This window comes from Stenotrophomonas sp. YJH_SMC_33 (assembly GCF_059372295.1).
This window is the reverse complement of sequence record NZ_JCAFVJ010000010.1, coordinates 1-24,165: the sequence shown is the minus strand read 5'-3', so window position 1 is coordinate 24,165 and position 24,165 is coordinate 1. Positions and strand designations below refer to the sequence as shown.

Here is a 24,165-nt window from a genome sequence, read left to right as displayed (position 1 = left end):
GCTGTACCCGCTCCGTCGCGCACTGATGCGTGGCGGTTTTCCTACTACACACGACCTGCGTTTCCGGGGTCGACCAACAGGCGGGCGGTCGCCATTCCCCTGAAGGGGACGCCACCGACCCATGTGTCCAACAGAGTAAATCTAATGACCGAATCATTTGCCGAACTGTTTGAAGCCAGCCAGGCCAACCTGGCCAAGCTGAAGCCGGGCGCCATCGTCAGCGGTACCGTTGTTGAAGTCCGCGGCGACGTCGTGGTGATCAACGCTGGCCTGAAGTCCGAAGGCATCGTGCCGATCGAACAGTTCCGTAACGACGCTGGCGAAATCGACGTCGCCGAAGGCGACATCGTCAAGGTCGCCCTCGACTCGATCGAGAACGGCTTCGGCGAAACCGTCCTGTCGCGCGAGAAGGCCAAGCGCGCGATGGTGTGGGACGAGCTGGAAGAAGCGTTGGAAAAGAACGAAACCATCACCGGCCGCATCAGCGGCAAGGTCAAGGGTGGTTTCACCGTGGACATCAAGGATGTCCGCGCCTTCCTGCCGGGTTCCCTGGTCGATGTGCGCCCGGTGCGCGATCCGGCCTACCTGGAAGGCAAGGAGCTCGAGTTCAAGCTCATCAAGCTGGACCGCAAGCGTAACAACGTCGTGGTCTCGCGCCGCGCTGTCGTCGAAAGCGAGCACTCGGAAGAGCGCGAGCAGCTGATGGACAAGCTGCAGGAAGGCGCGATCCTGAAGGGTGTCGTCAAGAACCTGACCGATTACGGCGCGTTCGTGGACCTGGGCGGTATCGACGGCCTGCTGCACATCACCGACATGGCGTGGAAGCGCGTGCGTCACCCGTCGGAAGTCGTGAACGTTGGCGACGAGCTGGACGTTCGCGTGCTGAAGTTCGACCGCGAGCGCAACCGCGTTTCGCTGGGCCTGAAGCAGCTGGGCGAGGATCCGTGGGACAACATCGGCCGTCGTTACCCGGCCAACAGCCGCGTCTTCGGCAAGGTCTCCAACGTCACCGATTACGGTGCGTTCGTTGAGATCGAGCCGGGCGTCGAAGGCCTGGTGCACGTCTCGGAGATGGATTGGACCAACAAGAACGTCAACCCGTCGAAGGTTGTGCAGGTTGGTGATGAAGTCGAAGTGATGGTGCTGGACGTCGATGAAGAGCGTCGCCGCATCTCGCTGGGCATGAAGCAGGTTGCCGCCAACCCGTGGGAAACCTTCGCTGCCACCCACAAGAAGGGTGACAAGGTGTCGGGCCAGATCAAGTCGATCACCGACTTCGGCATCTTCATCGGCCTGGACGGCGGCATCGACGGCCTGGTCCACCTGTCCGACATCAGCTGGAACACCACCGGCGAAGACGTCGTTCGCAACTTCAAGAAGGGCGATACCCTGGACGCCGTCGTCCTGGCTGTCGATCCGGAGCGCGAGCGCATCTCCCTGGGCGTGAAGCAGCTGGAGCAGGATCCGTTCGGCCAGTACATGGCTGCCAATCCGAAGGGCTCCAAGGTCGAAGGCGTGGTGAAGGAAGTCGACGCCAAGGGCGCGATCATCGAGCTGGCTGACGGCATCGAAGGTTACGTCTCGGCCCGCGACATCGCCAACGAGCGCGTTGACGACGCCACCCAGCACCTGAAGGTCGGCGACAAGGTCGAAGCCAAGTTCGTGGGCATGGACCGCAAGGGCCGTACCCTGCAGCTGTCGATCAAGGCCAAGGACGACGCGGAAATGCGCGAAGTGCTGGAGGAATACCAGTCCTCTTCGGCTTCCAGCGGCACCACCCAGCTGGGCGCACTGCTGCGTGCACAGCTGAACGGCAACAAGTCCGAGTAATCGGCCTTAGGCTGTTCGTTGTTTCCTGGACGGCCCGGGCCTTGCCCGGGCCGTTTCAGGCTGAGATACCCCTGATGTGAGCCGGTAATGACCAAATCCGAACTGATCGAAATCCTTGCGCGCCGCCAGGCGCACCTGAAGGCCGATGATGTCGATCTGGCGGTGAAGTCGTTGCTGGAAATGATGGGCGGATCGCTGTCCGCCGGGGATCGCATCGAAATTCGTGGTTTTGGCAGCTTCTCGCTGCACTATCGGCCGCCGCGCCTGGGTCGCAACCCGAAGACCGGCGAGTCGGTTGCCCTGCCGGGCAAGCACGTCCCACATTTCAAGCCGGGCAAGGAACTGCGCGAGCGTGTCAGCAGTGTGCTGCCGCTGGACGCCGATCCGGCCTGAGCCTCCCGTCGCGCCACCGCGTGCGAATCCAGCCGCGAGTCGGATAAGCTACGGACTCCTGCCACTGGAGCTGTCGCATGAAGGTTTTTCGTCTGCTGGTCCTGCTGGCGGTACTCATTGTTGGGTTGATCATCGGTGCCATGAACATGGACGAGATGACCATCAACCTGCTGTTCACCCAGCTCAAGACCTCGGTCGGCGTGGCCATCATTGCCGCGTTGCTGATCGGCGTCATCGTTGGTGCTGGCCTGGTGCTGGTGAGCGTGGTCATTCCGCTCTACAGCCAGCTGCGCCGCGCCAGCAAGTCCGCTGCCGCCACGCCGGCACCGGTTGCCTCCCCTCAATCTTTTGATGGACGCTGATCGAAGATGGATTTCGTCACCGAGTGGTTCTGGTTCTTCCTGTTCGTTCCGCTGGCCGCACTGGCCGGGTGGGTGATCGGACGGCGTGGTGGTCAACGCCACGGTGACAACCAGGTCAGCCGCCTGTCCAGCACCTACTTCCGTGGCCTGAACTACCTGCTCAACGAGCAGCCGGACAAGGCCATCGAGCTGTTCCTGCACATCGCCGAGCTGGACAAGGAAACCTTCGAGACCCAGGTCGCGCTGGGCCACCTGTTCCGCCGCCGCGGCGAAGTCGATCGCGCCATCCGCCTGCACCAGGGCCTGGTCAACCGGCACGACCTCAGCGATGCGCAACGCGTGCAGGCGCTGCTGGCGCTGGGCGAGGACTACATGAAGTCCGGCCTGCTGGACCGTGCCGAGACCGTGTTCACCGAACTGGCGCAGCTGGACCAGCGTGCCCCGCAGGCACTCAAGCACCTGATCGGCATCTACCAGGCCGAGCGTGACTGGGAAAAGGCGATCGACAACGCGACCCGTTTCGAGGACGTCACCGGCGAGCCGATGGGCAAGCTGATCGGGCAGTTCGAGTGCGAACTGGCCGAACGCTTCCGCGGTGCCGGCAAGCTGGAAGAGGCGAGGGCGGCGATCGCCCGGGCCTACCAGGCCGATGCGATGTCGGTGCGTGCCGGCATCATCGAAGGGCGCCTGGAAACCGACGCGGGCAATCCGGAAGCGGCCGTACGCGCGTTCGAGCGTGCTGCGCGCAATGATCCGGAGTACCTGCCGGAGCTGCTGCCGGCGCTGATGCAGAACTACCGCAAGGTGGGTGATCTGGCAGGCGCGCGCGCTTTCCTGTCGGAGATGACCGAGCATTACCGTGGCATTGCCCCGGTGCTGGCGCTGACCCGCCTGATGGAAGAGCAGGAGGGCGTGGCCCCGGCCCGTGCCTACCTGGGCCGCCAGCTCAAGGACCGCCCGTCGGTGCGTGGCGAGTCCGCGCTGATCGACCTGACCCTTGCTGAAGGCGCTGATTCCACGGCGACCCTGCACGACCTCAAGCACATCACCGACCAGTTGCTGGTACGCAACCCGGCCTATCGCTGCACCCGCTGTGGTTTCGGGGCGCGCACCCATCACTGGCAGTGCCCGAGCTGCAAGGAGTGGGGTACGGTCAAGCCGCTGTTGAATTACGCGGTGCTCTGATCCATGCCGTGGCTCGTGATGGGCGCGCTGCTGGGCCTGGCCCTGCTGAGTGCGGCGCTGACCTGGGCGGCGCGGGGCTATGCGCTGCGCCGGCAACTGTTTGACCAGCCGGGCGAGCGCCGCAGTCACAGCGTAGCGACCCCTCGAGGTGGCGGCATCGCCATCGTCATCAGCCTGCTGGTGACCGCCGGTGTTGCCATGTGGGCCTGGCCCGCAGCGCTTCCGAGCCTGCTCGTGGCCGCCCTTGGCCTGGCGCTGGTGGCGGGTATCGGCTGGTGGGATGACCATCGGCCGCTTCCGGCCATGCGCCGCCTGATGGTGCATTTCATCGCCGCCGCGCTGCTGGCCGCGCTGGTCAGGGTGCATGGTGGCAGCTGGCTGCTGGCCGTGTTGGTCCTGCTGTTCACTGCCTCTCTGATCAACATCTGGAATTTCATGGATGGGATCAACGGCATCGCGGCCAGCCAGGCCGTTGTGGTGGCCCTGGGGCTGGCGCCGTTGCTGCCCTGGCCGTACTCGCTGGCGGCCATCGCGTTGGGCCTGGCGTGCCTGGGCTTCCTGCCGTTCAACTTCCCACGGGCCCGGATCTTCATGGGCGATGTCGGAAGTGGCGCGCTGGGTTATGCGGTTGCGGCGGTGCTGGCACTGGCCAGTGTCAAGACCGACATCAACTGGATACTGCTGCTTGTGTCGGCATCGCCGTTCCTTGTGGACGCGGGCTTCACACTGCTGGCGCGCATCATTTCAGGACAACGCTGGATGGAACCCCATACCCAGCATGTCTACCAGCGCGCGGTGCAGGCAGGAGCCAGTCACGCCCGGGTAACAGGGATGTACTTTGCTTTGGGCCTGTTCAGTATTACAGTGCTTAATGTCTGCTCCAACTTGCAGCCGAGGTGGGAGGCTGCCGTGGCGATCGCGTGGTTCATTGCGCTGAGCGTCCTCTGGCTCCTCCTGCGCAATGGATTGCGCCACCGAAAAGGAAATACCTGACTTATGGCTTCACCCTGGCGGGACAGAATCCTCGGCCTGATGCCGCGTTCGGCCATCGTCTGCCACGACCTGTTCATGGTCTGGGCATGCTGGCAGCTGCTGCATGCAGGGCGGTACTCGATCCTGGCCAACGCCCCCGAGCTCCCTCTCTGGAACGTCGACACCACGCTGGTGCTGCTGCTGCAGGGCCTGGTGTTCTGGCGCGTGGGCCTCTATCGGGGGCTGTGGCGGTTCGCCAGCGTCAGCGACCTGCTGAACATCTTCAAGGCCAGCTTCATCGGCATGGTGGCCATCGTGCTGGTGCTGATGTGGAAGCGCTTCGATGGCGTGCCGATGTCGGTGCTGGTGATCTATCCGTTCGCGCTGTCGGCGCTGCTGGGCGCGCCGCGCCTGCTGTACCGGGCCTGGAAGGACTACCAGGCGCTGCAGTCGGACTCATCCGCGCGTCGCGTGCTGATCCTGGGTGCCGGCCAGGCCGCCGAGACCCTGGTCCGTGACCTGCGCCGTTCAGGCAATTTCGAGCCGGTCGGCCTGCTGGACGATGCGCCGCACCTGCGCGGTGCCAAGCTGCAGGGCCTGCCGATCCTCGGCACCCTGGACGATGCGCCGACCGTGGTCCGTGAGACGGCGGCCAAGCTGCTGGTGATCGCCATCCCCTCGCTGGACGCCGCAGGCATGCAGCGGATCGTGGCCATCTGCGAAAGCACCGGCGTGCCGTTCCGCACCGTGCCCAAGCTCAGCGACATCCTGCAGGGCCAGTCGCTGCCGGGGCAGTTGAAGGAAGTGGCGATCGAGGATCTGCTCGGCCGCAAGCCGATCATGCCGGACTGGAACCTGATCCGTGGCTGGTTGGGCGGGCGTACGGTGATGGTCACCGGCGCTGGCGGCTCGATCGGCTCCGAGCTGTGCCGCCAGTGCGCGCGTCACGGTGCCGGTCGCATCATCCTGCTCGAGATCAGCGAGCTGCTGTTGCTGACCATCGAGGGTGAGCTGCGACGCAGCTTCCCGGACGTCGAGGTTGAAGCAGTGCTGGGCGATTGCGGCGACTCGGCGGTGATCCGCCATGCGCTGTCGCTGCATCCCGTCGACACCGCCTTCCATGCCGCCGCCTACAAGCATGTACCGGTGCTGGAGCGGCAGCTGCGCGAGGCGGTGCGCAACAACATCCTGGCCACAGAGAACGTGGCCCGCGCCTGCCTGGAAGCGCGCGTCGAGCACTTCGTGTTCATTTCCACCGACAAGGCCGTCGACCCGGTCAATGCGCTGGGCGCCAGCAAGCGCTATGCGGAAATGATCTGCCAGAGCCTGGACCAGAAGTCCACGCATACCCGTTTCGTCACGGTGCGCTTCGGCAACGTGCTGGCCTCGGCCGGCAGCGTGGTGCCACTGTTCCGCGAACAGATCCTGCGGGGTGGGCCGGTGACCGTCACCGACCCGGAAGTCAGCCGCTACTTCATGACCATCCCGGAGGCCTGCCAGCTGATCCTGCAGGCCGCCGCCTCGGCGTCGCACGGTGCGATCTATACCCTCGACATGGGCGAGCCGGTGCCGATCCGCGTACTGGCCGAGCAGATGATCCGCCTGGCCGGCAAGCAGCCGTACAAGGACATTCCGATCATCTACACCGGGCTGCGTCCGGGCGAGAAGCTGCACGAGACGCTGTTCTATTCGGACGAGGACTATCGTTCCACCGCGCACCCGAAGATTCTCGAGGCCGGTGTGCGCGCGTTCTCACGTGACCTGGTGCTGGGCAATGTTCCGCGCCTGCGCGATGCCGTGGCTGGTTACGACACCACCAGCATCCAGGAGATCCTATTCGCGACAATGCCGGAGTTCTCGCCAATCGAACAGGATGCTTACATTTCATCCGCTAAAGTCGTGCCCTTTCCGGCACGTGAGGCCAACAGGCACCAATGAGCAAGCGAATTCGCAAGGCAGTTTTTCCAGTGGCAGGGCTCGGGACGCGCTTCTTGCCGGCAACCAAGACGGTTCCGAAGGAAATGTTGCCGATCATTGATCGTCCGCTGATCCAGTACGCGGTCGATGAGGCAATCGAAGCTGGTTGCGACACGCTGGTGTTCATCACCAACCGCTACAAGCATGCCGTGGCCGACTACTTCGACAAGGCTTACGAGCTGGAGCAGAAGCTCGAGCGCGCCGGCAAGCAGGAGCAGCTGGAGATGATCCGTCATGTGCTGCCCAATGGCGTGCGCGCGATTTTCGTGACCCAGGCCGAAGCACTGGGCCTGGGCCACGCGGTGCTGTGCGCCAAGGCCGTGATCGGCGACGAACCGTTCGCGGTGCTGCTGCCGGATGACCTGATCTGGAACCGCGGCGACGGCGCACTGAAGCAGATGGCCGACCTCAACGAGGCCAGTGGCGCCAGCGTCATCGCTGTTGAAGACGTACCGCATGACAAGACCGCCAGCTACGGCATCGTTGCCACCGAGGCGTTCGATGGCCGCAAGGGCCGCATTTCGCAGATCGTGGAGAAGCCGAAGCCGGAGGACGCGCCCAGCGACCTGGCTGTGGTCGGCCGCTATGTGCTGAGCCCGAAGATCTTCGAGCTGCTGGAGCAGACCGGCAGCGGTGCCGGTGGCGAGATCCAGCTGACCGATGCGATCGCGCAGCTGCTGAAGACCGAAGAAGTCGATGCCTATCGTTTCGAGGGCACCCGCTTCGACTGTGGCACGCACCTGGGGCTGGTGGAGGCGACGATCCGTTTCGCGTTGGATAACCCGAAGCTGGCAGGGCCGGCGCGGGAGAAGCTGGCGGCGATGTTGGCGGAATAGGGTTTATCAAGCGCTCCGTCAGCGCCTTGATTGATACGTGATGGGCGGGACGGGCGGGCCTTTGCAGGACACGCCGTAAACCCGTCCATGGGGGCTCGGTCGCCGCATCCATGCGGCGAACGGTCCTGCCAAAGGCCCACCCGCCCCGCCTGTCAGGTTTCCTGCGGGCGCGGACGGGAAGGGCGGAATCAAGGGCAAGAGCAAAAGCAAAAAGGCAGCCGATGGCTGCCTTTTTTGTTTCCGCGAGCGTCGAGTCGGGGTCGGATCCCTTTGCGTAGCAAAGGGCTCTGACCCCAGCTCTTGCCCTGCCTTTGCTCACCCCTCCGCCGCGCGGAATGATGGATGGCGCGGGTGGGTGAGGCTGACCGGGACCGTTGGCGCCATGGATGGCGCCATCGAGCCCCCAGGACGGGTTTACGGCGTGTCCCGGGCAGCCTCACCCACCCGGGCCCCCCAGCAAACCGAAACGTCCGCCGGCAACGCTTTGAACCTTACAGCGCCTCGAAAATACCCGCCGCGCCCATGCCGGTGCCGATGCACATGGTCACCATGCCGTACTTCTGCTGGCGACGACGCAGGCCGTGCAGCAGGGTCGCGGTACGGATCGCGCCGGTTGCACCCAGCGGGTGGCCCAAGGCAATCGCGCCGCCCAGCGGGTTGACCTTGGCCGGGTCCAGGCCGCAATCGCGGATCACCGCCAGCGACTGCGCGGCGAAGGCTTCGTTGAGCTCGATCCAATCCAGCTGGTCCTGGGTCAGGCCGGCCTGCTTCAGTGCCTTCGGGATCGCGGCGATCGGGCCGATGCCCATCACTTCCGGGCGCACCCCGGCCACCGAGAAGCTGACGAAACGGGCCAGCGGGGTCAGGCCGTAGTCCTTGATCGCCTGTTCCGAGGCCAGCAGCACGGCACCGGCGCCATCGCTCATCTGCGACGAGTTGCCAGCAGTGACGGTGCCGCCGAACTGGCCGTTGCGGAACACCGGGCGCAGCTTGGCCAGGCCTTCAGCCGAGGAATCCGGGCGCGGGCCTTCGTCGGTGTCGGCGATCTTGTTGCGGGTGATGATGCGCTGGCCGTCGGCCAGGTCCGGCAGGTGCGAGACGATCTCGTACGGGCTGATCTCGTCCTTGAACTCGCCGTTCTGGATCGCGGCCATGGCCTTCTGGTGCGAGGCCAGGGCAAAGGCGTCCTGGTCTTCGCGCGAGACCTTCCACTCTTCGGCGACCTTCTCGGCAGTGATGCCCATGCCGTAGGCGATGGCCACGTGGTCGTTGTCGAACACGCTCGGCGCCATGGCGATCTTGTTGCCCATCATCGGCACCATCGACATCGACTCGGTGCCACCGGCCAGCATCAGGTCGGCGTTGCCCAGGCGGATCGCGTCGGCGGCCTGCGCCACGGCCTGCAGGCCGGAGGAGCAGAAGCGGTTCACGGTCTGCGCGGCGATGGTGTTTGGCAGGCCAGCCAGCAGCACGCCGATGCGCGCCACGTTCATGCCCTGCTCGGCTTCCGGCATGGCGCAGCCGATGATCGCGTCATCGATGCGGTTGACGTCCACGCCCGGGGCCTGGGCGACGACGCTGCGCAGCACGTGCGCAAGCATGTCGTCGGGGCGGGTGTTGCGGAACATGCCCTTGGGCGCCTTGCCCACCGGGGTGCGGGTGGCGGCGACGATGTAGGCGTCCTGGATTTGCTTGGTCATTGCAGTGATCTCTTGAATTTTTTAGCCGGAGTGCCGACCAACGGTCGGCACCCACCGGAAGCAGGGATGGGCGATCAGTTACGCAGCGGCTTGCCGGTCTTCAGCATGTGCGCGATGCGGGCCTGGGTCTTTTCCTGCTGGGCCAGTTCGACGAAGTGCTTGCGCTCCAGGGTCAGCAGCCACTCTTCGTCGACCAGGGTGCCGCGGTCGACCTTGCCGCCGCACAGCACGGTGGCGATGCGCTCGGCGATCTCGTAGTCGTACGGGCTGATGAAGCGGCCTTCCAGCATGTTGACCAGCATCATCTTGAAGGTGGCGATGCCCACGTCACCGGCGACCTGGATGCGGCGTGCCGGCAGCGGCGGGCGGTAGCCCGCTTCTGCCAGGGCGCGTGCTTCGGCCTTGGCGATATGCAGGGCCTCGTAGCTGTTGAACACCACCTTGTCGGTGCTGCGCAGCAGGCCCAGTTCCTTGGCGTTGACCGCCGAGTTGGACACCTTGGCCATCGCCACGGTCTCGAAGGTCTTCTTCAGTTCGGCGAACACGTCGCCGCCCGGGCCCGCGGCCTGCGAGGCACGCACGGCCAGTTCCTTCAGGCCACCACCGGCCGGCAGCAGGCCGACACCGGCTTCGACCAGGCCGATGTAGCTTTCCAGGAAGGCCACGGTCTTGGCGCTGTGCATCTGGAACTCGCAGCCGCCGCCCAGGGCCAGGCCACGCACCGCTGCCACCACCGGCACCAGCGAGTACTTGATGCGCTGGCTGGTGCGCTGGAAGTTGGCGACCATTTCCTCGAACTGGTCGACCTTGCCGGCCTGCAGCAGGCCGAGCGCACCGGCCAGGTCGGCGCCGGCGGAGAAGGGTTCCTTCTGCTGCCAGATCACCAGGCCCTGGAAGTCCTTCTCGGCGCGGCTGACGCATTCCTGCAGGCCGTCCAGCACCTGGTCGGAGACGGTGTTCATCTTGGTCTTGAAACTGACCACCGCGATGCCATCGCCGTCGTGCCACATGCGCAGGCCGTCGTTCTCGAACACGGTTTCGCCCGGAGCGAACTGCTCGCCCAGCAGCGGATCCGGGAAGCGCTGGCGCTGGTACACCGGCAGCGACGAACGCGGCAGCTTGGCGTTGCGCGACGGGCTGTAGCTGCCTTCGGCGGCGTGCACGCCGTCGCGGCCATCGAACACCCAATCCGGCAGCGGGGCGCTGCTCATGCTCTTGCCGGCCACGATGTCATCGGCGATCCACTGTGCCACCTGCTTCCAGCCGGCAGCCTGCCAGGTCTCGAACGGGCCCAGCGACCAGCCGTAACCCCAGCGGATGGCCAGATCGACGTCGCGCGCGGTCTCGGCGATGTCGGCCAGGTGGTAGGCGCTGTAGTGGAACAGGTCGCGGAAGGTCGCCCACAGGAACTGCGCCTGCGGGTGCTGGCTCTCGCGCAGCTTGGCGAACTTCTCGGCCGGGTTCTTGATCTTCAGGATCTCCACCACTTCCGGTGCGGCGGTGCGGTCGGCCGGACGGTAGTCCTGCTTGTCCAGATCCAGTACCACGATGTCCTTGCCGACCTTGCGGAAGATGCCGGCGCCGGTCTTCTGGCCCAGCGCGCCCTTGGAAATCAGCGCGTCCAGCCACTTCGGCGACTTGAAGAATTCATGCCACGGGTCATTCGGCAGGGTGTCGCCCATGGTCTTGATGACGTGGGCCATGGTGTCCAGGCCGACCACGTCGGAGGTGCGGTAGGTGGCCGACTTCGGGCGGCCGACCAGCGGGCCAGTCAGGCCGTCCACTTCATCGAAGCCCAGGCCGAACTGCTGGGTGTGGTGGATGGTGGACAGGATCGAGAACACGCCGATGCGGTTGCCGATGAAGTTCGGGGTGTCCTTGGCGTACACCACGCCCTTGCCCAGGGTGGTGACCAGGAAGGCTTCCAGGCCTTCCAGCACGGCGGCGTCGGTGGTGGTGGCCGGGATCAGCTCGGCCAGGTGCATGTAGCGCGGCGGGTTGAAGAAGTGCACGCCGCAGAAGCGGTGGCGCAGCTGTTCGGGCAGCACGTCGGCCAGCTTGTTGATGCCCAGGCCCGAGGTGTTGGAGGCCAGCACCGCGTGGTCGGCCACGAACGGCGCAATCTTCTTGTACAGGTCCTGCTTCCAGTCCATGCGCTCGGCGATGGCCTCGATGATCAGGTCGCAGTCCTTCAGCTGCTCCAGGCCGGAGTCGTAATTGGCCGGGGTGATGGCTTCGGCCAGCGACTTGCTGGCCAGCGGCGCCGGGCTCAGCTTGCCCAGGTTGGCGATCGCCTTCAGCACGATGCCATCGGCCGGACCTTCCTTCGCAGGCAGGTCGAACAGCACGGTGTCGACGCCGGCGTTGGTGAGGTGGGCGGCGATCTGGGCACCCATGACGCCGGCACCCAGCACGGCGGCGCGGCGGACTAGCAGGGAATTGGACATGGTGTAGGGCCTTTGTTGGTCAGCAGTTACTGGGTGGAATCAAAGGGAAGCGGGCAGGGCGCTGGCACGTGCGGCGGCGCGGAACCCGGCTTCGGCGAAATGGATCAGTTCGTGGGCGGCATGGGCACGATGCGCCGCTTCGGTGACACCGGCGGGACGCTTGATCAGCCCGAAGTCGGCCATGGCATAGGTGAGCGAGCCGGCCAGGAAGTCCAGGCGCCAGTACAGCTCTTCCTTGCTCAGGCCGGGCACGCACTCGCCGATGGCCTTGCCGAACGCACGCAGCACGTGGCCGTAGTGGTCGGACAGGAACTTGCGCAGGTTGTCGTTCTTCTCGGCGTAGGCGCGGGCAATCACGCGCACGAAGGCGCCGCCGTTCTGGCGGTCCTGGGCCAGCGCCAGGGCCGGCTCGACGAAGGCGGCCAGCACCGGGCGCAGTTCGCCGGGGTGTTCGCTGCGGGCCCGCTCCAGCTGCGCCAGGCGCGCGCCGGTCATCTCGTCCATGCGGCGGCGGAAGACCTCATTGACCAGATTTTCCTTGGAACCGAAGTGGTAGTTGACCGCGGCGATGTTGACGTCGGCCTGGCTGGTCACCTGGCGCAGCGAGGTGCCGGCGAAGCCGTGCTGGGCGAACAGCTCCTCGGCCGCGCCGAGGATCCGGTCCTTGGTCGAGAAGTGGGCGGGTTTGGCCATCGGCGGGCAGACCTTAATCAAACGATTGTTTGATACTAGGACCAGACGGTACCGTATGGCATTTTGCAGTGCAGCAAAATCGGCGGGCTCGGTCAGATTTCACTCAGGTGGGTGAATGGGTGGACCTGAACCTGTAGAGCCGAGCCCGCGCTCGGCTGCTCTTCGGCCCAAAGGCCAGCCGAGCATGGGCTCGGCGCTACAACAGGGCCACATGGCCCTCTACCACCCGGCCACGTTATCTTTTACAATTCGCCTACGTTTATCAGGCTAAGCCCGCGTCCCGACGCGGGTTTTTTTCATGTTACCCTTCGGGCCATCAGCGGCCCGATTCCATTGGAGACATCCCATGGCGCTGGAGCGCACCCTTTCGATCATCAAGCCGGACGCCGTTGCCAAGAACGTCATCGGCGAAATCTACGCCCGCTTCGAGAAGGCCGGCCTGAAGGTCGTGGCCGCCAAGTACAAGCAGCTGTCGCGCCGTGAAGCCGAAGGCTTCTATGCCGTGCACCGCGAGCGTCCGTTCTTCAACGCGCTGGTCGAGTTCATGATCTCCGGCCCGGTGATGATCCAGGCCCTGGAAGGCGAGAACGCCGTCCTGGCCCACCGCGACCTGCTGGGCGCCACCAACCCGAAGGAAGCCGCGCCGGGCACCATCCGCGCCGACTTCGCCGAATCCATCGATGCCAACGCCGCACACGGCTCGGACTCGGTCGAGAATGCCGCGATTGAGATCGCCTACTTCTTCGCCGCCACCGAAGTCGTCTCGCGCTGAGAGTAATGCCGTGAACGAGGTCGTACAGTCCCCCGCCATCCAGCCGCTGCCGAAGTCGGCACCCACGGCTGGCAAGCAGAACCTGCTCGACCTCGATCGCGCGGGCCTGGAGAAGTTTTTCGTCGAGGTTCTCGGCGAGAAGAAGTTCCGTGCCCATCAGGTGATGAAGTGGATCCACCATCGCTACGTCACCGATTTCGATGAAATGACCGACCTCGGCAAGGTCCTGCGCGCCAAGCTGCAGGCCCATGCCGAGGTGCTGGTTCCGAACATCGTGTTCGACAAGCCCTCCGCCGACGGCACCCACAAGTGGCTGCTGGCGATGGGCGTGGATGGCAAGAACGCCATCGAGACCGTGTACATCCCGGACAAGACCCGCGGCACGTTGTGCGTGTCCTCGCAGGTCGGTTGCGGCCTGAACTGCACGTTCTGCTCCACCGCCACCCAGGGCTTCAACCGTAACCTGACCACCGCCGAGATCATCGGCCAGGTGTGGGTTGCCGCACGCCACCTGGGCAACGTGCCGCACCAGATGCGCCGCCTCACCAACGTGGTGATGATGGGCATGGGCGAGCCGCTGATGAATTTCGACAACGTCGTGCGCGCCATGAGCGTGATGCGCGACGACCTGGGCTACGGCCTGGCCAACAAGCGCGTGACCCTGTCGACCTCCGGCCTGGTGCCGCAGATCGACCGCCTGTCTGCCGAAAGCGACGTGTCGCTGGCGGTGTCGCTGCATGCGCCGAACGACGCACTGCGCGAGACGCTGGTGCCGCTCAACAAGAAGTACCCGATCGCCGAGCTGATGGCCTCGTGCGCACGCTACCTGCGCGCCAACAAGCGCCGCGAATCGGTCACCTTTGAATACACCCTGATGAAGGGCGTCAACGACAAGCCCGAGCATGCCCGCGAGCTGGCCCGCCTGATGCGCCAGTTCGACAACGCGGTGCAGGCCAAGGATTCGGGCAAGGTCAACCTGATCCCGTTCAATCCGTTCCCGGGCACCCGCTACGAGCGTTCCGAGGAGGCCAACATCCGCGCCTTCCAGAAGATCCTGCTCGACAGCAACGTGCTGACGATGGTCCGCCGCACCCGTGGCGACGACATCGACGCCGCCTGTGGCCAGCTCAAGGGCCAGGTGATGGACCGCACCCGCCGCCAGGCGGAGTTCAACAAGACGCTGCAGGCGGGGAAGGGGAGCGATGCCGCGGCCTGACCGCCTCTGGCTGGCGCTTCTCGCAGGCGTGCTGGCCGTTGCGGTCGGTGGCTGCAAATCCCAACCCAAGGCCAAGCTGGGCCCCAGCGAAGCGCCGGTCTATTCGGTGCGCGATCCGGACAGCGTGCGGCGCCAGGTGCGCCTGCAGGATCTGTTGGCGCTGGCTGCCCGTGACATGCAGGTCGGCAACCTGGATGCGGCCGAACGCAAGGCGCGCGAGGCGCTGAAGCTGGCGCCCGACTCGCCGGATGCGCTGGTGCTGCTGGCCGGCATCGATGAGCGCCGTGGCCGGAGCCAGCAAGCGGGCGAGAGCTTCCGCAGGGCGGCCGAACAGGCGCCGCAGCGCGGTGACATCCTCAACAATTACGGGGCGTGGCTGTGCCAGCAGGGGCGGCCGGCCGAGTCGCTGTCGTGGTTCGATCGAGCGCTGCAGGCGCCGGGCTACGCCACACCGGCCGAATCCCAGGCCAATGCGGGCAGCTGTGCACTGGACGCTGGCCAACTTGAACGTGCCGAAGGCGACCTGCGCGCGGCGCTGTCGGTGCTGCCGGGAAACCCGGTCGCGCTGGAGGCGATGGCCCAGCTCAGCTTCCGCCAGGGCCGCTTCATGGAGGCGCGGGCCTTCGCCGAACGTAGGATTGCGGCTGCACCCGCAACGCGTTCCGTGTTACAACTTGCGTCTCAAATCGAAGCGCGGCTGGGTGATCGGGCGGCATCTGATCGCTATCTTCAGCGGATTCGACAGGAATTTCCGCAGGAAGCGGGCTCCTAACTCCAGGGTTGATGCATTGTGATTGATGACCAGACTGTGAGCGCTCTCGAGACTGCGGCCGGCTGCGGCACCCGCCTGCGCCAGGCCCGCGAGGCGGCCGGACTGACCCTCGAAGATGTCGGCTCGCGCCTGCGCATGCCGGTCCAGGTGGTCAGGTCGCTGGAAGAAGAACAATGGCAGAAGCTTGGCGCGCCGGTGTTCGTGCGCGGCCAGCTGCGCAGCTATGCGCGGCTTCTGGACGTGGACGTGGGAGAGCTGCTGGAGCAGGCCCAGGTCGGCCCGGTGGTGCCGCCTACCCTGGTCAGCCATACCCATACCCCGCGTGCGCGCCGCATTGCCGAGAATCTCGGCCGTCGCGTGCTGTACGTCGGCATCACCGCGGTGCTGGCGGTGCCGGTGTGGTTTGCCACCCGTGGCCATTTCGATGGCAGTGCCACCCCGTCGCCGAATACCGCCTCGCTGGACGCCATCCCGGCCGCCGTGCCGGTAACCCCGTCCGCTGCGGGCGTCGAGCCGGCCGCGGTGGCGGACGTGGCGAGCGCTCCGGCCAGCAAGCCGGCCGCCACTCCGTACGTGGCCTCGCTGGCCCCGGTGCCGCGTCCAGCCCCGCCACCGGCCGCTGCCGCCAATACGCTGGACATGCAGTTCAGTGGCGACAGCTGGGTCGATATCGGCGGCCCGGACGGCAGCACTGTCGAGAAGGCGCTGATCAAATCCGGCGAGAGCCGCAGCTTCACGCCGGGCCAGGTGACCCGGGTGACCCTGGGCAACGCCTCGGCGGTCCAGGTTCAGCAGAACGGCGCTATCGTCGATCTGACCCCCTACCAGCGAGCCAACGTGGCACGCTTTCAGGTATCCTCTGAAGGCTCCGTAGTCCCGGTTTCGCACTGAGGCGCGGTTTCACCACCTTCGATTAATTCCAATGGTCCCTCCCGATGGGCGGGGCGAGAGTACGCATGGCGATCGACGATCTGCTCGACGAGCACGAACAAAGTGAACGCGTCCGCAGCTGGCTGCGGAAGAATGGCGCCAGCATCCTCGGTGGCGTGGTCATCGCCATCGGTGCCATTGCCGGCTGGCAGTGGTACCAGAAGGATCAGGGCGGCAAGCTGGCCTCGGCCAATGTCGAGTACCAGAAGGCGCTCGTTGGCCTGCAGCAGAACAAGCTCGACGACGCCGCCAAGGCGGTCAAGGCGCTCGAAGCCGGCCCGTCCAGCATCTACGGCGACCTGGCGGCGCTGCAGCTGGCCAAGGCCCAGGTCGACGCCGGCAAGAACGAAGAAGCCCTGGCTACCCTGCGCGGCGTGAAGGTTGAAGGTGACCTGCAGCGCGTGGTCGACCAGCGCGTGGCCCGCCTGCTGGTGGCCACCGGCAAGAGCGACGAGGCGATCAAGCTGCTGGGCAGCGCCACCGACAGCAGCAGCCTGGAAATCCATGGCGATGCGCTGATGGCGCAGGGCAAGCGCGATGAGGCCCGCGCACAGTACGAGAAGGCGCTGAAGACGCTGGACGTGGCAGCGCCGCAGCGGCGCCTGCTGGAAACCAAGGTTATGGACGCCGGCGGCACCGTCGCCGCCCCTGCGGAGTCGGTTTGATGAGTCAGAAGGTCATGATCACCCGCGTCGCCACCGTGCTCCTGATGGGCATGGCCCTGACCGGCTGCAGCACCATGAAGGGCTGGTTCGCCGGCAAGGACGCGGCCGCGAAGAAGGCACAGGAACCGGCTGAGCTGGTCAAGTTCGAGCCGACCCTGAAGGTCAACAAGGCCTGGTCGGTCAACCTCGGCAAGGGCGAGCGCCGCATCGGCGTGCGCCAGGGCCCGGCCGTGGCCAACGGCCACGTGTTCGCTGCGGCGATCACCGGTGGCGTGCACGCCATCGACCTGCAGACCGGCAAGAAGGTCTGGACCTGGGAGCCGCAGAAGGAAAAGAAGAAGGCCAAGCTGCGTCTGTCCGGTGGCCCGGGTGTCGGTGAGAACCTGGTCGTGATCGGCACGCTCGATGGCCAGGTCATCGCGCTGGACATCAACGACGGCAGCGAAAAGTGGCGCGCCCGTGTTCCGGGTGAAGTCATCGCCGCGCCGGCCATCGCCCAGGGCGCGGTCTACGTGCGCAGCAACGACGGCCGTATCACTGCGTTCGATGCCGGCAACGGCACCCAGAAGTGGTTCAACCCGAGCGAGCTGCCGGCGCTGACCGTGCGTGGCAACGCACCGGTGGTGACCGGCCCGGGCGTGCTGTTCATCGGCAAGGACGAGGGCGCGGTTGCCGCCCTGGCCCAGCAGGATGGCCGCACCCTGTGGGAACAGAACGTGGGCAACGGTGAAGGCCGTACCGAGCTGGAGCGCATGGCCGATGTGGACGGCGCGCCGGTGCTGGATGGCAACACCCTGTTCGTGAGCAGCTTCAAGAACCAGACGATGGCCATTGAAGGCCCGACCGGTCGCCCGCTGTGGGCGCGCGACCACGGCGGTGCGGGTGGCGTGGCGGTGTCGTCGGGCAATGTGTTCGTGACCGACAACAAGGGCGGCGTGTTCGGCCTGGACAAGGCCAGCGGCGCAGCCATGTGGTCGCAGACGGCACTGGCCCGTCGCTCGCTGACCGGCCCGGCGCTGCATGGCGACTACGTCGTGGTCGGCGACTACAAGGGATACGTGCACTGGTTGCAGGCCTCCGATGGTGCGATGGCGGCACGGGCAAAGAGTGGCGGTGACGCCCTGCTGGCCCAGCCGGTCGTCGCAGACGGGGTGCTGCTGGTGCAGAACGTGGATGGCAAGCTGACCGCCTTCCGGTTGGCAAATTAATACGGAGTACTCGCGATGCTGCCTTTGGTCGCCCTGGTTGGACGGCCGAATGTCGGCAAGTCGACCATTTTCAATGCGTTGACCCGCACCCGTGACGCCCTGGTCCATGACCAGCCCGGCGTCACCCGTGATCGCAACTACGGCGTCTGCCGCCTCGACGAGGACAATCATTTCCTCGTCGTGGATACCGGCGGTATTGCCGGTGAGGACGAAGGCCTGGCCGGTGCCACCACCCGCCAGGCGCGTGCGGCGGCTGCCGAAGCGGACCTGATCCTGTTCGTCGTCGATGCCCGCGAGGGCACCTCGGCGCTGGACGACGAGATCCTGGCGTGGCTGCGCAAGCTGTCGCGCCCGACGTTGCTGCTGATCAACAAGATCGACGGTACCGACGAGGACAGCGTCCGCTCCGAGTTCGCCCGCTACGGTTTCGGCGAAATGCTGACCGTCTCGGCCGCGCATCGCCAGGGCCTGGACGACCTGCTGGACGAAGTGATCCAGCGCCTGCCGGAAGAAGGTAGCGGCGAAGAGCTGGACAACGATCCGAACCGCATCCGCATCGCCTTCGTCGGCCGCCCGAACGTGGGCAAGTCGACCCTGGTCAACCGCATCCTCGGCGAGGAGCGCATGATCGCCTCCGACGTGCCGGGCACCACCCGCGACTCGATCGCAGTGGACCTGGAGCGCGACGGTCGCGAATACCGCCTGATCGATACCGCCGGCCTGCGCCGTCGCTCCCGCGTGGACGAGGTCGTCGAGAAGTTCTCGGTGGTCAAGACCATGCAGTCGATCGAGCAGTGCCAGGTGGCCGTGCTGATGCTCGACGCCACCGAAGGCGTGACCGACCAGGACGCCACCGTGCTCGGTGCCGTGCTCGACGCCGGCCGCGCGCTGGTGATCGCCATCAACAAGTGGGATGGCCTGACCGAGTACCAGCGCGAACAGGCTGAAACCATGCTGTCGCTCAAGCTGGGCTTCGTGCCCTGGGCCGAATCGGTGCGCATTTCGGCCAAGCACGGCTCGGGCCTGCGCGAGCTGTTCCGTGCGGTGCACCGCGCGCACGAATCGGCCAACAAGACCTTCACCACCAGCGAAGTGAACAAGGCCTTGGAAGTGGCCTACGAGACCAACCCGCCGCCGACCATCCGCGGCCATGTCTCCAAGCTGCGCTACGTGCATCCGGCCGGTTCCAACCCGCCGACCTTCATCGTGCACGGCACCCGCCTGAAGGAACTGCAGGAGTCGTACAAGCGCTACCTGGAGAACTTCTTCCGCAAGCGCTTCAAGCTGATCGGCACGCCAGTGAGCTTCATCTTCCGCGAGGGTACCAACCCGTACGAGGGCAAGAAGAACGTCCTCACCGAGCGGCAGGTCAAGGCCAAGCGGCGCTTGATGAAGCACGTCAAGGGCAAGTGATTCACGGGAAGGCGGCCGCAGGGCCGCCTTTTTCGTTGTTGGGAAATGGGATCTGATCCCGGGCGCGGGGCTGGCGCTACCGTAGGCTTGCGGTGGACCTGTAGAGCCGAGCCTGCGCTCGGCTGCTTTTCGCGCATTGCCGCAGGCGCGCTACGCGCGCCAGCCGAGCATGGGCTCGCCTCTACAGATTCTGGTCAACGCGGCCTGCCGCCACGTGCGCGATAATGCCGCCATGAGCATCCAAGAGCTTTCCCCCGCGCAGGCACGTGAGCGCCTGGCCCATGGCGCGGTGCTGATCGATGTGCGCGAAGCGCACGAACGGGCCGGCGGGATGGCCGAGGGCGCGCGCGGCGTGGCCAAGGGCGAGCTGCAGGCCGACCCGGCCGCGCATCTGCCGCGGCGCGACCAGGAGATCCTGCTGATCTGCCAGAGCGGCAAGCGCTCGGCCGATGCCGCGCAGTTCCTGCTGGAGGCCGGCTACACCCAGGTCGCTTCCGTGACCGGCGGTACCGTGGCCTGGCGCGAGCAGTCGCTGCCCTTGGTGCAGCCGCTCGCCAGCGCCGCCGACCGCGATTTCTTTGATCGCTATTCGCGGCACCTGCTGCTGCCGCAGGTGGGCGAAGCCGGCCAGCGCCGGCTGCAGCAAGCGCGCGTGCTGGTACTGGGCGCGGGCGGGCTGGGCGCACCGGCTGGTTTCTACCTGGCAGCGGCTGGGGTAGGGCACCTGCGCCTCGCCGACCACGACCGCGTGGAGCGCAGCAACCTTCACCGGCAGATCGTGCACACCGAGGCCAGCGTCGGCCAGCTCAAGGTCGATTCCGCACGCGAGCGCCTGCTGGCGCTGAATCCCTCCATCGAGGTCGAGGCGGTGCCGGAGCGGGTGACCTCTGAGAACGTGGATGCGCTGCTCGAGGGCGTGGACGTGGTGCTGGATGGGTCGGACAACTTCCCGCTGCGCTACCTGCTCAACGACGCCTGCATCAAGCACGCCAAGCCGCTGGTGTATGCCGCCATCGAGCGCTTCGACGGCCAGGTCAGCGTGTTTGACGCCGGTCGCCAGCGCGGCGTGGCGCCGTGCTACCGCTGCCTGTTCCCGGAACCGCCGCCGCCGGAGTTTGCGCCGAACTGTTCCGAGGCCGGTGTGCTGGGCGTGCTGCCTGGCCTGGCCGGCGTGCTGCAGGCCACCGAGGTGCTGAAGCTGCTGCTGGGCATTGGCGAGCCGCTGGTGGGTCGGCTGCTGCGCTTCGATGCGCTGGGCATGCGCTTCCGCGAGACCGGCATCCGGCCGGACCCGCACTGCCCGGTGTGCGCGCCGGGCATGCCGTTCCCGGGGTATATCGATTACGCCGCGTTCTGCCGGGGTGGGTGAGGCTGGCCGGGGATTCATCCACGCATGGCGTGGATCTACCGGGGCGCGGCGGCTGTGCGTCATCCACGCATGGCGTGGATCTACTGTAGAGCCGAGCCCATGCTCGGCTGCTTCAGGCCTCGGCACGAAGAGCAGCCGAGCGTGGGCTCGGCTCTACAGGTCATGGCGCCCACCCAAGCATGTGCATGGTTTCGGGATGATGCCGGGGCTCACTCCCGGCATCGTTCCACCTCCAAGACAATCCGACGCAACATGCGTGCTATTGCCGTCATCGGCATTGCTCTATTGTTGAACCCGATTCTGGATCTTGGGGAAAACACCGCATGGCGGTAGAAGCAGCGACCAGCGAGCTGGTCAAGGTCGTCGCCCTGCTGGGCGCGGCGGTGGTGATGGTGCCTTTGTTCCGCCGGGCCGGTCTGGGCTCGGTGCTGGGCTACTTCGCCGCCGGCCTGGCGATCGGACCGTTCGGGCTGGGCTGGTTCTCCGACCCGCAGGCGATCCTGCATACCGCCGAGCTCGGCGTGGTGATGTTCCTGTTCGTGATCGGCCTGGAAATGCGGCCCTCGCACCTGTGGAGCCTGCGCAAGGAGATCTTCGGGCTGGGCACGCTGCAGATCGTCACCTGTGCGCTGGTGCTGACCAGCATCGCCAAGCTGTTCGGCCTCCCGTGGCAGGTGGCCTTCATCGGTGCCACCGGCTTCGTGCTCACCTCCACCGCAGTGGTGATGCAGCTGCTGGCCGAGCGCGGTGACATCGCGCTGCCGTCGGGGCAGAAGATCGTTTCGATCCTGCTCTTCGAAGACCTGCTGATCGTGCCGTTGCTGGCCCTTGTGGCGTGGATGGCGCCGAGCGCGGGCAGTGCCGACGGCGAGGGTTCGCGCTGGCTGTCGGTGGCGATCGGCGTCGGTGCCATCGTCGGCCTGGTGCTGGTCGGCCGCTTCCTGCTCAACCCGTTGTTCCGCGTGCTGGCCGAATCGAAGGCGCGCGAGGTGATGACCGCCGCCGCGCTGCTGGTGGTGCTGGGTGCGGCGCTGCTGATGCAGCTGTCGGGCCTGTCGATGGCGATGGGCGCGTTCCTGGCCGGCGTGCTGCTGAGCGAATCGACCTTCCGCCACCAGATCGAAGCGGACATCGAACCGTTCCGCGGCATCCTGCTCGGCCTGTTCTTCCTCAGCGTCGGCATGGCGCTGGACCTGGGCGTGGTGGCCGGCAACTGGCAGCTGATCCTTGGCCTGGTGCTGGCGTTGATGGCGGCCAAGGCGCTGTGCATCTACGTGGTCGCGCGCATCATGGGCAGCGACCACGCACAGGCGCTGGACCGCGGCGTGCTGATGGCGCAGGGCGGCGAGTTCGCCTTCGTGCTGTTCTCCGCCGCGGCATCGGCCGGTGTGATCAACCTGGAGATCAATGCCAACTTCACCGCCGTGGTGGTGCTGTCGATGGCGCTGACCCCGCTGGTGGTGCTGCTCTACAAGCGCATCGCACCGAAGCCGACGGTGAACATGGACGGCGTGGACGAGGCCGAGGGCCTGTCCGGCAGTGTGCTGCTGATCGGCTTCGGCCGCTTCGGCCAGGTTGCCAGCCAGTCGCTGCTGGCGCGCGATGTGGACGTGACCATCATCGACAACGATGTGGAGATGATCCAGAGCGCCGCGCGGTTCGGCTTCAAGATCTATTACGGCGACGGTACGCGACTGGACGTGCTGCATGCCTCGGGCGCGGCCACCGCGCGTGCGATTGCGGTGTGCGTGGACAAGGCCGAGGCGGCTGATCGCATTGTTGAGCTGGTGTCGCACGAGTTCCCGCAGGCCAAGCTGATGGTGCGCTCGTTCGACCGCGAGCATTCGCTGCGGCTGATCCATGCCGGTGTCGATTTCCAGATCCGCGAGACGTTTGAATCGGCGGTGCTGTTCGGCCAGGCCGCGCTGGTGGAACTGGGTGCGGATGAAGACGATGCGGTGGAGATTGCCGAGCAGATCCGTCGCCGCGATGCCGAGCGCTTCGAGCTGGAGATTGCCGGTGGTGGCTTGAATGCCGGGGCCAAGATGGTGTTCGGCAACTCCGGCCAGGGCGTGCCGACGCCGACGCCGTTCACCGCGCCGAAGCGCGAGAGCAAGACGCTGAACCCGCAGGATATGCCGGAAGAGGAAGAGTAGAGCCGAGCGTAGGCTCGGCTCTACAAGGGCGGGGCGGTCGGTTGTAGAGCCGAGCCCATGCTCGGCCGCTCTTCGGTCAGGTTGCGAAAAAGCCGCGCTGCGCGCGTGAGCCGAGCGCAGGCTCGGCTCTACAGGGGCGGGTCGGTCGATGCCGTGGCGGTGGGCGAGGGGGCCTGAATCAGGGACAATAGCGTCCCCGCCGCCCCACGCCTGCCTCCGATGACTGATTCCGCCGCCCCGCATCCTGCCCGCATCCTCGATGGCCGCCGTATCGCCGAGGACCTGCTCGACAGCCTGAAGGTGCGCGTCGACGCCCGCGTGGCCGCCGGTGGCAGCCGTCCGGGCCTGGCCGTGGTGCTGGTCGGTGGCGACCCGGCCTCGACCGTGTACGTGCGCAACAAGCGCCGTGCCGCCGAGAAGGTCGGCATCGAGGCGCATGACTACGATCTGCCGGCCGGTACCACCGAGGCCGAGCTGCTCGACCTCATCGACCAGCTCAACGCCGATCCGAAGATCAACGGCATCCTGATCCAGCTGCCCCTGCCGGGCATCCCCGACGCGCGCCGGCTGATCCAGCGCATCGACCCGCGCAAGGACGTGGACGGCTTCCACCCGGAAAACGTCGGCCACCTGGCCCTGCGCGAGTTCGGCCTGCGCCCGTGCACCCCGCGCGGCATCACCACGCTGCTGGGCCACACCGACCAGCCGGTGCGCGGCCGCAACGCCACCATCGTGGGCGTCAGCAACCACGTCGGCCGCCCGATGGGCCTGGAGCTGCTGATCGCCGGCTGCACCGTGACCAGCTGCCACAAGTTCACCCCCAAGGACGTGCTGGAACAGGCCGTGCGCAACGCCGACATCCTGGTGGTGGCGGTCGGTCGCCCGGGCATCGTGCCGGGCGAGTGGGTGAAGCCGGGCGCGGTGGTGATCGATGTGGGTATCAATCGCTTGGATGACGGCCGCCTGGTGGGCGACGTCGGGTTTGAGGCGGCGGCCCAGCGGGCCAGCTGGATCACCCCGGTGCCGGGTGGCGTGGGCCCGATGACCGTGGCCACGTTGATGCAGAACACCCTGGAAGCGGCGGAAGCGCTGAGCTGACCTCACCTGGGGCTGTTCTCAGGTGCCTGAGGGATAGTGCGGACCAACGGTCCGCACCCACCAAAGGCGCTTCAGGGCTGGCTCGGGTGATCCTCTCAAGGTGGGTGCCGACCGTTGGTCGGCACAATGCCGGTGCACAGGTATATGAAGGCAGTGCGGACCAACGGTCCG

Annotated in this window: 20 protein-coding genes; 17 read left to right on the top strand and 3 right to left on the bottom strand. The window is 66.2% G+C overall.

What is annotated here, in order from left to right; translation table 11 throughout:
* The first annotated feature begins 144 nt into the window (after positions 1-144).
* The 7 genes from rpsA (at position 145) to galU (ending at position 7,555) form a co-directional block, all read left to right on the top strand.
* Entirely contained in the window at positions 145-1,830 is a 1,686-nt protein-coding gene (rpsA, locus tag AC5P9W_RS14900; RefSeq protein WP_005416230.1) for a 30S ribosomal protein S1, read from the top strand.
* A gap of 87 nt (positions 1,831-1,917) precedes the next feature.
* On the top strand, positions 1,918-2,223 hold the full coding sequence (locus AC5P9W_RS14895) for an integration host factor subunit beta (protein WP_005409286.1): 306 nt from the start codon (positions 1,918-1,920) through the stop codon (positions 2,221-2,223).
* Between the two features lie 77 nt (positions 2,224-2,300).
* Positions 2,301-2,585, top strand: coding sequence for a LapA family protein (locus tag AC5P9W_RS14890; RefSeq protein WP_111098942.1), 285 nt, complete (start codon positions 2,301-2,303; stop codon positions 2,583-2,585).
* Between the two features lie 6 nt (positions 2,586-2,591).
* Entirely contained in the window at positions 2,592-3,770 is a 1,179-nt protein-coding gene (lapB, locus tag AC5P9W_RS14885) for a lipopolysaccharide assembly protein LapB (protein ID WP_019661300.1), read from the top strand.
* Positions 3,771-3,773: 3 nt separating this feature from the next.
* Positions 3,774-4,763, top strand: a complete 990-nt coding sequence (locus tag AC5P9W_RS14880; RefSeq protein ID WP_021204149.1) for an MraY family glycosyltransferase — start codon at positions 3,774-3,776, stop codon at positions 4,761-4,763.
* A gap of 3 nt (positions 4,764-4,766) precedes the next feature.
* Positions 4,767-6,680 (top strand): polysaccharide biosynthesis protein, encoded by a 1,914-nt coding sequence (locus AC5P9W_RS14875; RefSeq protein WP_495219342.1) that lies wholly within the window; start codon positions 4,767-4,769, stop codon positions 6,678-6,680.
* Positions 6,677-7,555, top strand: coding sequence for a UTP--glucose-1-phosphate uridylyltransferase GalU (galU, locus tag AC5P9W_RS14870; RefSeq protein WP_057498118.1), 879 nt, complete (start codon positions 6,677-6,679; stop codon positions 7,553-7,555). Before AC5P9W_RS14875 ends, galU begins: the two co-directional genes overlap by 4 nt.
* A 491-nt stretch (positions 7,556-8,046) precedes the next feature.
* Here the strand turns inward: galU and AC5P9W_RS14865 are convergent, their stop codons facing one another.
* The 3 genes from AC5P9W_RS14865 to AC5P9W_RS14855 form a co-directional block, all read right to left on the bottom strand.
* Positions 8,047-9,255, bottom strand: coding sequence for an acetyl-CoA C-acyltransferase (locus AC5P9W_RS14865; RefSeq protein WP_019661304.1), 1,209 nt, complete (start codon positions 9,253-9,255; stop codon positions 8,047-8,049).
* Positions 9,256-9,329: 74 nt separating this feature from the next.
* Positions 9,330-11,702, bottom strand: a complete 2,373-nt coding sequence (locus AC5P9W_RS14860) for a 3-hydroxyacyl-CoA dehydrogenase/enoyl-CoA hydratase family protein (protein WP_206621935.1) — start codon at positions 11,700-11,702, stop codon at positions 9,330-9,332.
* 39 nt (positions 11,703-11,741) lie between these two features.
* On the bottom strand, positions 11,742-12,395 hold the full coding sequence (locus AC5P9W_RS14855; RefSeq protein WP_049453251.1) for a TetR/AcrR family transcriptional regulator: 654 nt from the start codon (positions 12,393-12,395) through the stop codon (positions 11,742-11,744).
* A gap of 346 nt (positions 12,396-12,741) precedes the next feature.
* On the opposite strand from AC5P9W_RS14855, the gene ndk reads away from it, so the two are divergent.
* The 10 genes from ndk (at position 12,742) to folD (ending at position 23,994) form a co-directional block, all read left to right on the top strand.
* The gene (gene ndk, locus AC5P9W_RS14850; protein ID WP_005409295.1) at positions 12,742-13,167 is read left to right on the top strand and encodes a nucleoside-diphosphate kinase; all 426 of its coding nucleotides are present in this window, start codon (positions 12,742-12,744) and stop codon (positions 13,165-13,167) included.
* Between the two features lie 10 nt (positions 13,168-13,177).
* Positions 13,178-14,383 carry a dual-specificity RNA methyltransferase RlmN gene (rlmN, locus tag AC5P9W_RS14845; RefSeq protein ID WP_111103165.1) on the top strand — a complete coding sequence of 402 codons (1,206 nt, stop codon included), beginning with the start codon at positions 13,178-13,180 and terminating at the stop codon, positions 14,381-14,383.
* Positions 14,370-15,155 (top strand): type IV pilus biogenesis/stability protein PilW, encoded by a 786-nt coding sequence (gene pilW / locus AC5P9W_RS14840; protein WP_478419499.1) that lies wholly within the window; start codon positions 14,370-14,372, stop codon positions 15,153-15,155. Before rlmN ends, pilW begins: the two co-directional genes overlap by 14 nt.
* Before the next feature lie 18 nt (positions 15,156-15,173).
* A complete protein-coding gene (locus AC5P9W_RS14835; protein ID WP_495219341.1) occupies positions 15,174-16,046 on the top strand; it encodes a RodZ domain-containing protein in 873 nt (290 codons plus the stop codon).
* 65 nt (positions 16,047-16,111) lie between these two features.
* A complete protein-coding gene (locus AC5P9W_RS14830; RefSeq protein WP_019661310.1) occupies positions 16,112-16,750 on the top strand; it encodes a YfgM family protein in 639 nt (212 codons plus the stop codon).
* A complete protein-coding gene (gene bamB, locus AC5P9W_RS14825; protein ID WP_019661311.1) occupies positions 16,750-17,958 on the top strand; it encodes an outer membrane protein assembly factor BamB in 1,209 nt (402 codons plus the stop codon). The genes AC5P9W_RS14830 and bamB overlap by 1 nt, the downstream gene beginning before the upstream one ends.
* A 15-nt stretch (positions 17,959-17,973) precedes the next feature.
* On the top strand, positions 17,974-19,371 hold the full coding sequence (gene der / locus AC5P9W_RS14820; protein WP_005413118.1) for a ribosome biogenesis GTPase Der: 1,398 nt from the start codon (positions 17,974-17,976) through the stop codon (positions 19,369-19,371).
* 232 nt (positions 19,372-19,603) lie between these two features.
* Positions 19,604-20,740 (top strand): molybdopterin-synthase adenylyltransferase MoeB, encoded by a 1,137-nt coding sequence (gene moeB, locus AC5P9W_RS14815; RefSeq protein WP_111103187.1) that lies wholly within the window; start codon positions 19,604-19,606, stop codon positions 20,738-20,740.
* A 323-nt stretch (positions 20,741-21,063) separates the two neighbouring features.
* Positions 21,064-22,896 (top strand): monovalent cation:proton antiporter-2 (CPA2) family protein, encoded by a 1,833-nt coding sequence (locus AC5P9W_RS14810; RefSeq protein ID WP_111103161.1) that lies wholly within the window; start codon positions 21,064-21,066, stop codon positions 22,894-22,896.
* 219 nt (positions 22,897-23,115) lie between these two features.
* Positions 23,116-23,994, top strand: coding sequence for a bifunctional methylenetetrahydrofolate dehydrogenase/methenyltetrahydrofolate cyclohydrolase FolD (folD, locus tag AC5P9W_RS14805; protein ID WP_005416247.1), 879 nt, complete (start codon positions 23,116-23,118; stop codon positions 23,992-23,994).
* Positions 23,995-24,165: the final 171 nt, after the last annotated feature.

Coding starts and splice junctions, on each gene's coding strand:
- AC5P9W_RS14860 (WP_206621935.1), bottom strand. CDS start 11,702: ATGTCCAATTCCCTGCTAGTCCGCCGCGCCGCCGTGCTGGGTGCCGGC.
- der (WP_005413118.1), top strand. CDS start 17,974: ATGCTGCCTTTGGTCGCCCTGGTTGGACGGCCGAATGTCGGCAAGTCG.
- AC5P9W_RS14890 (WP_111098942.1), top strand. CDS start 2,301: ATGAAGGTTTTTCGTCTGCTGGTCCTGCTGGCGGTACTCATTGTTGGG.
- AC5P9W_RS14875 (WP_495219342.1), top strand. CDS start 4,767: ATGGCTTCACCCTGGCGGGACAGAATCCTCGGCCTGATGCCGCGTTCG.
- AC5P9W_RS14855 (WP_049453251.1), bottom strand. CDS start 12,395: ATGGCCAAACCCGCCCACTTCTCGACCAAGGACCGGATCCTCGGCGCG.
- AC5P9W_RS14895 (WP_005409286.1), top strand. CDS start 1,918: ATGACCAAATCCGAACTGATCGAAATCCTTGCGCGCCGCCAGGCGCAC.
- AC5P9W_RS14810 (WP_111103161.1), top strand. CDS start 21,064: ATGGCGGTAGAAGCAGCGACCAGCGAGCTGGTCAAGGTCGTCGCCCTG.
- pilW (WP_478419499.1), top strand. CDS start 14,370: ATGCCGCGGCCTGACCGCCTCTGGCTGGCGCTTCTCGCAGGCGTGCTG.
- bamB (WP_019661311.1), top strand. CDS start 16,750: ATGAGTCAGAAGGTCATGATCACCCGCGTCGCCACCGTGCTCCTGATG.
- ndk (WP_005409295.1), top strand. CDS start 12,742: ATGGCGCTGGAGCGCACCCTTTCGATCATCAAGCCGGACGCCGTTGCC.
- lapB (WP_019661300.1), top strand. CDS start 2,592: ATGGATTTCGTCACCGAGTGGTTCTGGTTCTTCCTGTTCGTTCCGCTG.
- rpsA (WP_005416230.1), top strand. CDS start 145: ATGACCGAATCATTTGCCGAACTGTTTGAAGCCAGCCAGGCCAACCTG.
- AC5P9W_RS14830 (WP_019661310.1), top strand. CDS start 16,112: ATGGCGATCGACGATCTGCTCGACGAGCACGAACAAAGTGAACGCGTC.
- galU (WP_057498118.1), top strand. CDS start 6,677: ATGAGCAAGCGAATTCGCAAGGCAGTTTTTCCAGTGGCAGGGCTCGGG.
- folD (WP_005416247.1), top strand. CDS start 23,116: ATGACTGATTCCGCCGCCCCGCATCCTGCCCGCATCCTCGATGGCCGC.
- AC5P9W_RS14865 (WP_019661304.1), bottom strand. CDS start 9,255: ATGACCAAGCAAATCCAGGACGCCTACATCGTCGCCGCCACCCGCACC.
- moeB (WP_111103187.1), top strand. CDS start 19,604: ATGAGCATCCAAGAGCTTTCCCCCGCGCAGGCACGTGAGCGCCTGGCC.
- AC5P9W_RS14880 (WP_021204149.1), top strand. CDS start 3,774: ATGCCGTGGCTCGTGATGGGCGCGCTGCTGGGCCTGGCCCTGCTGAGT.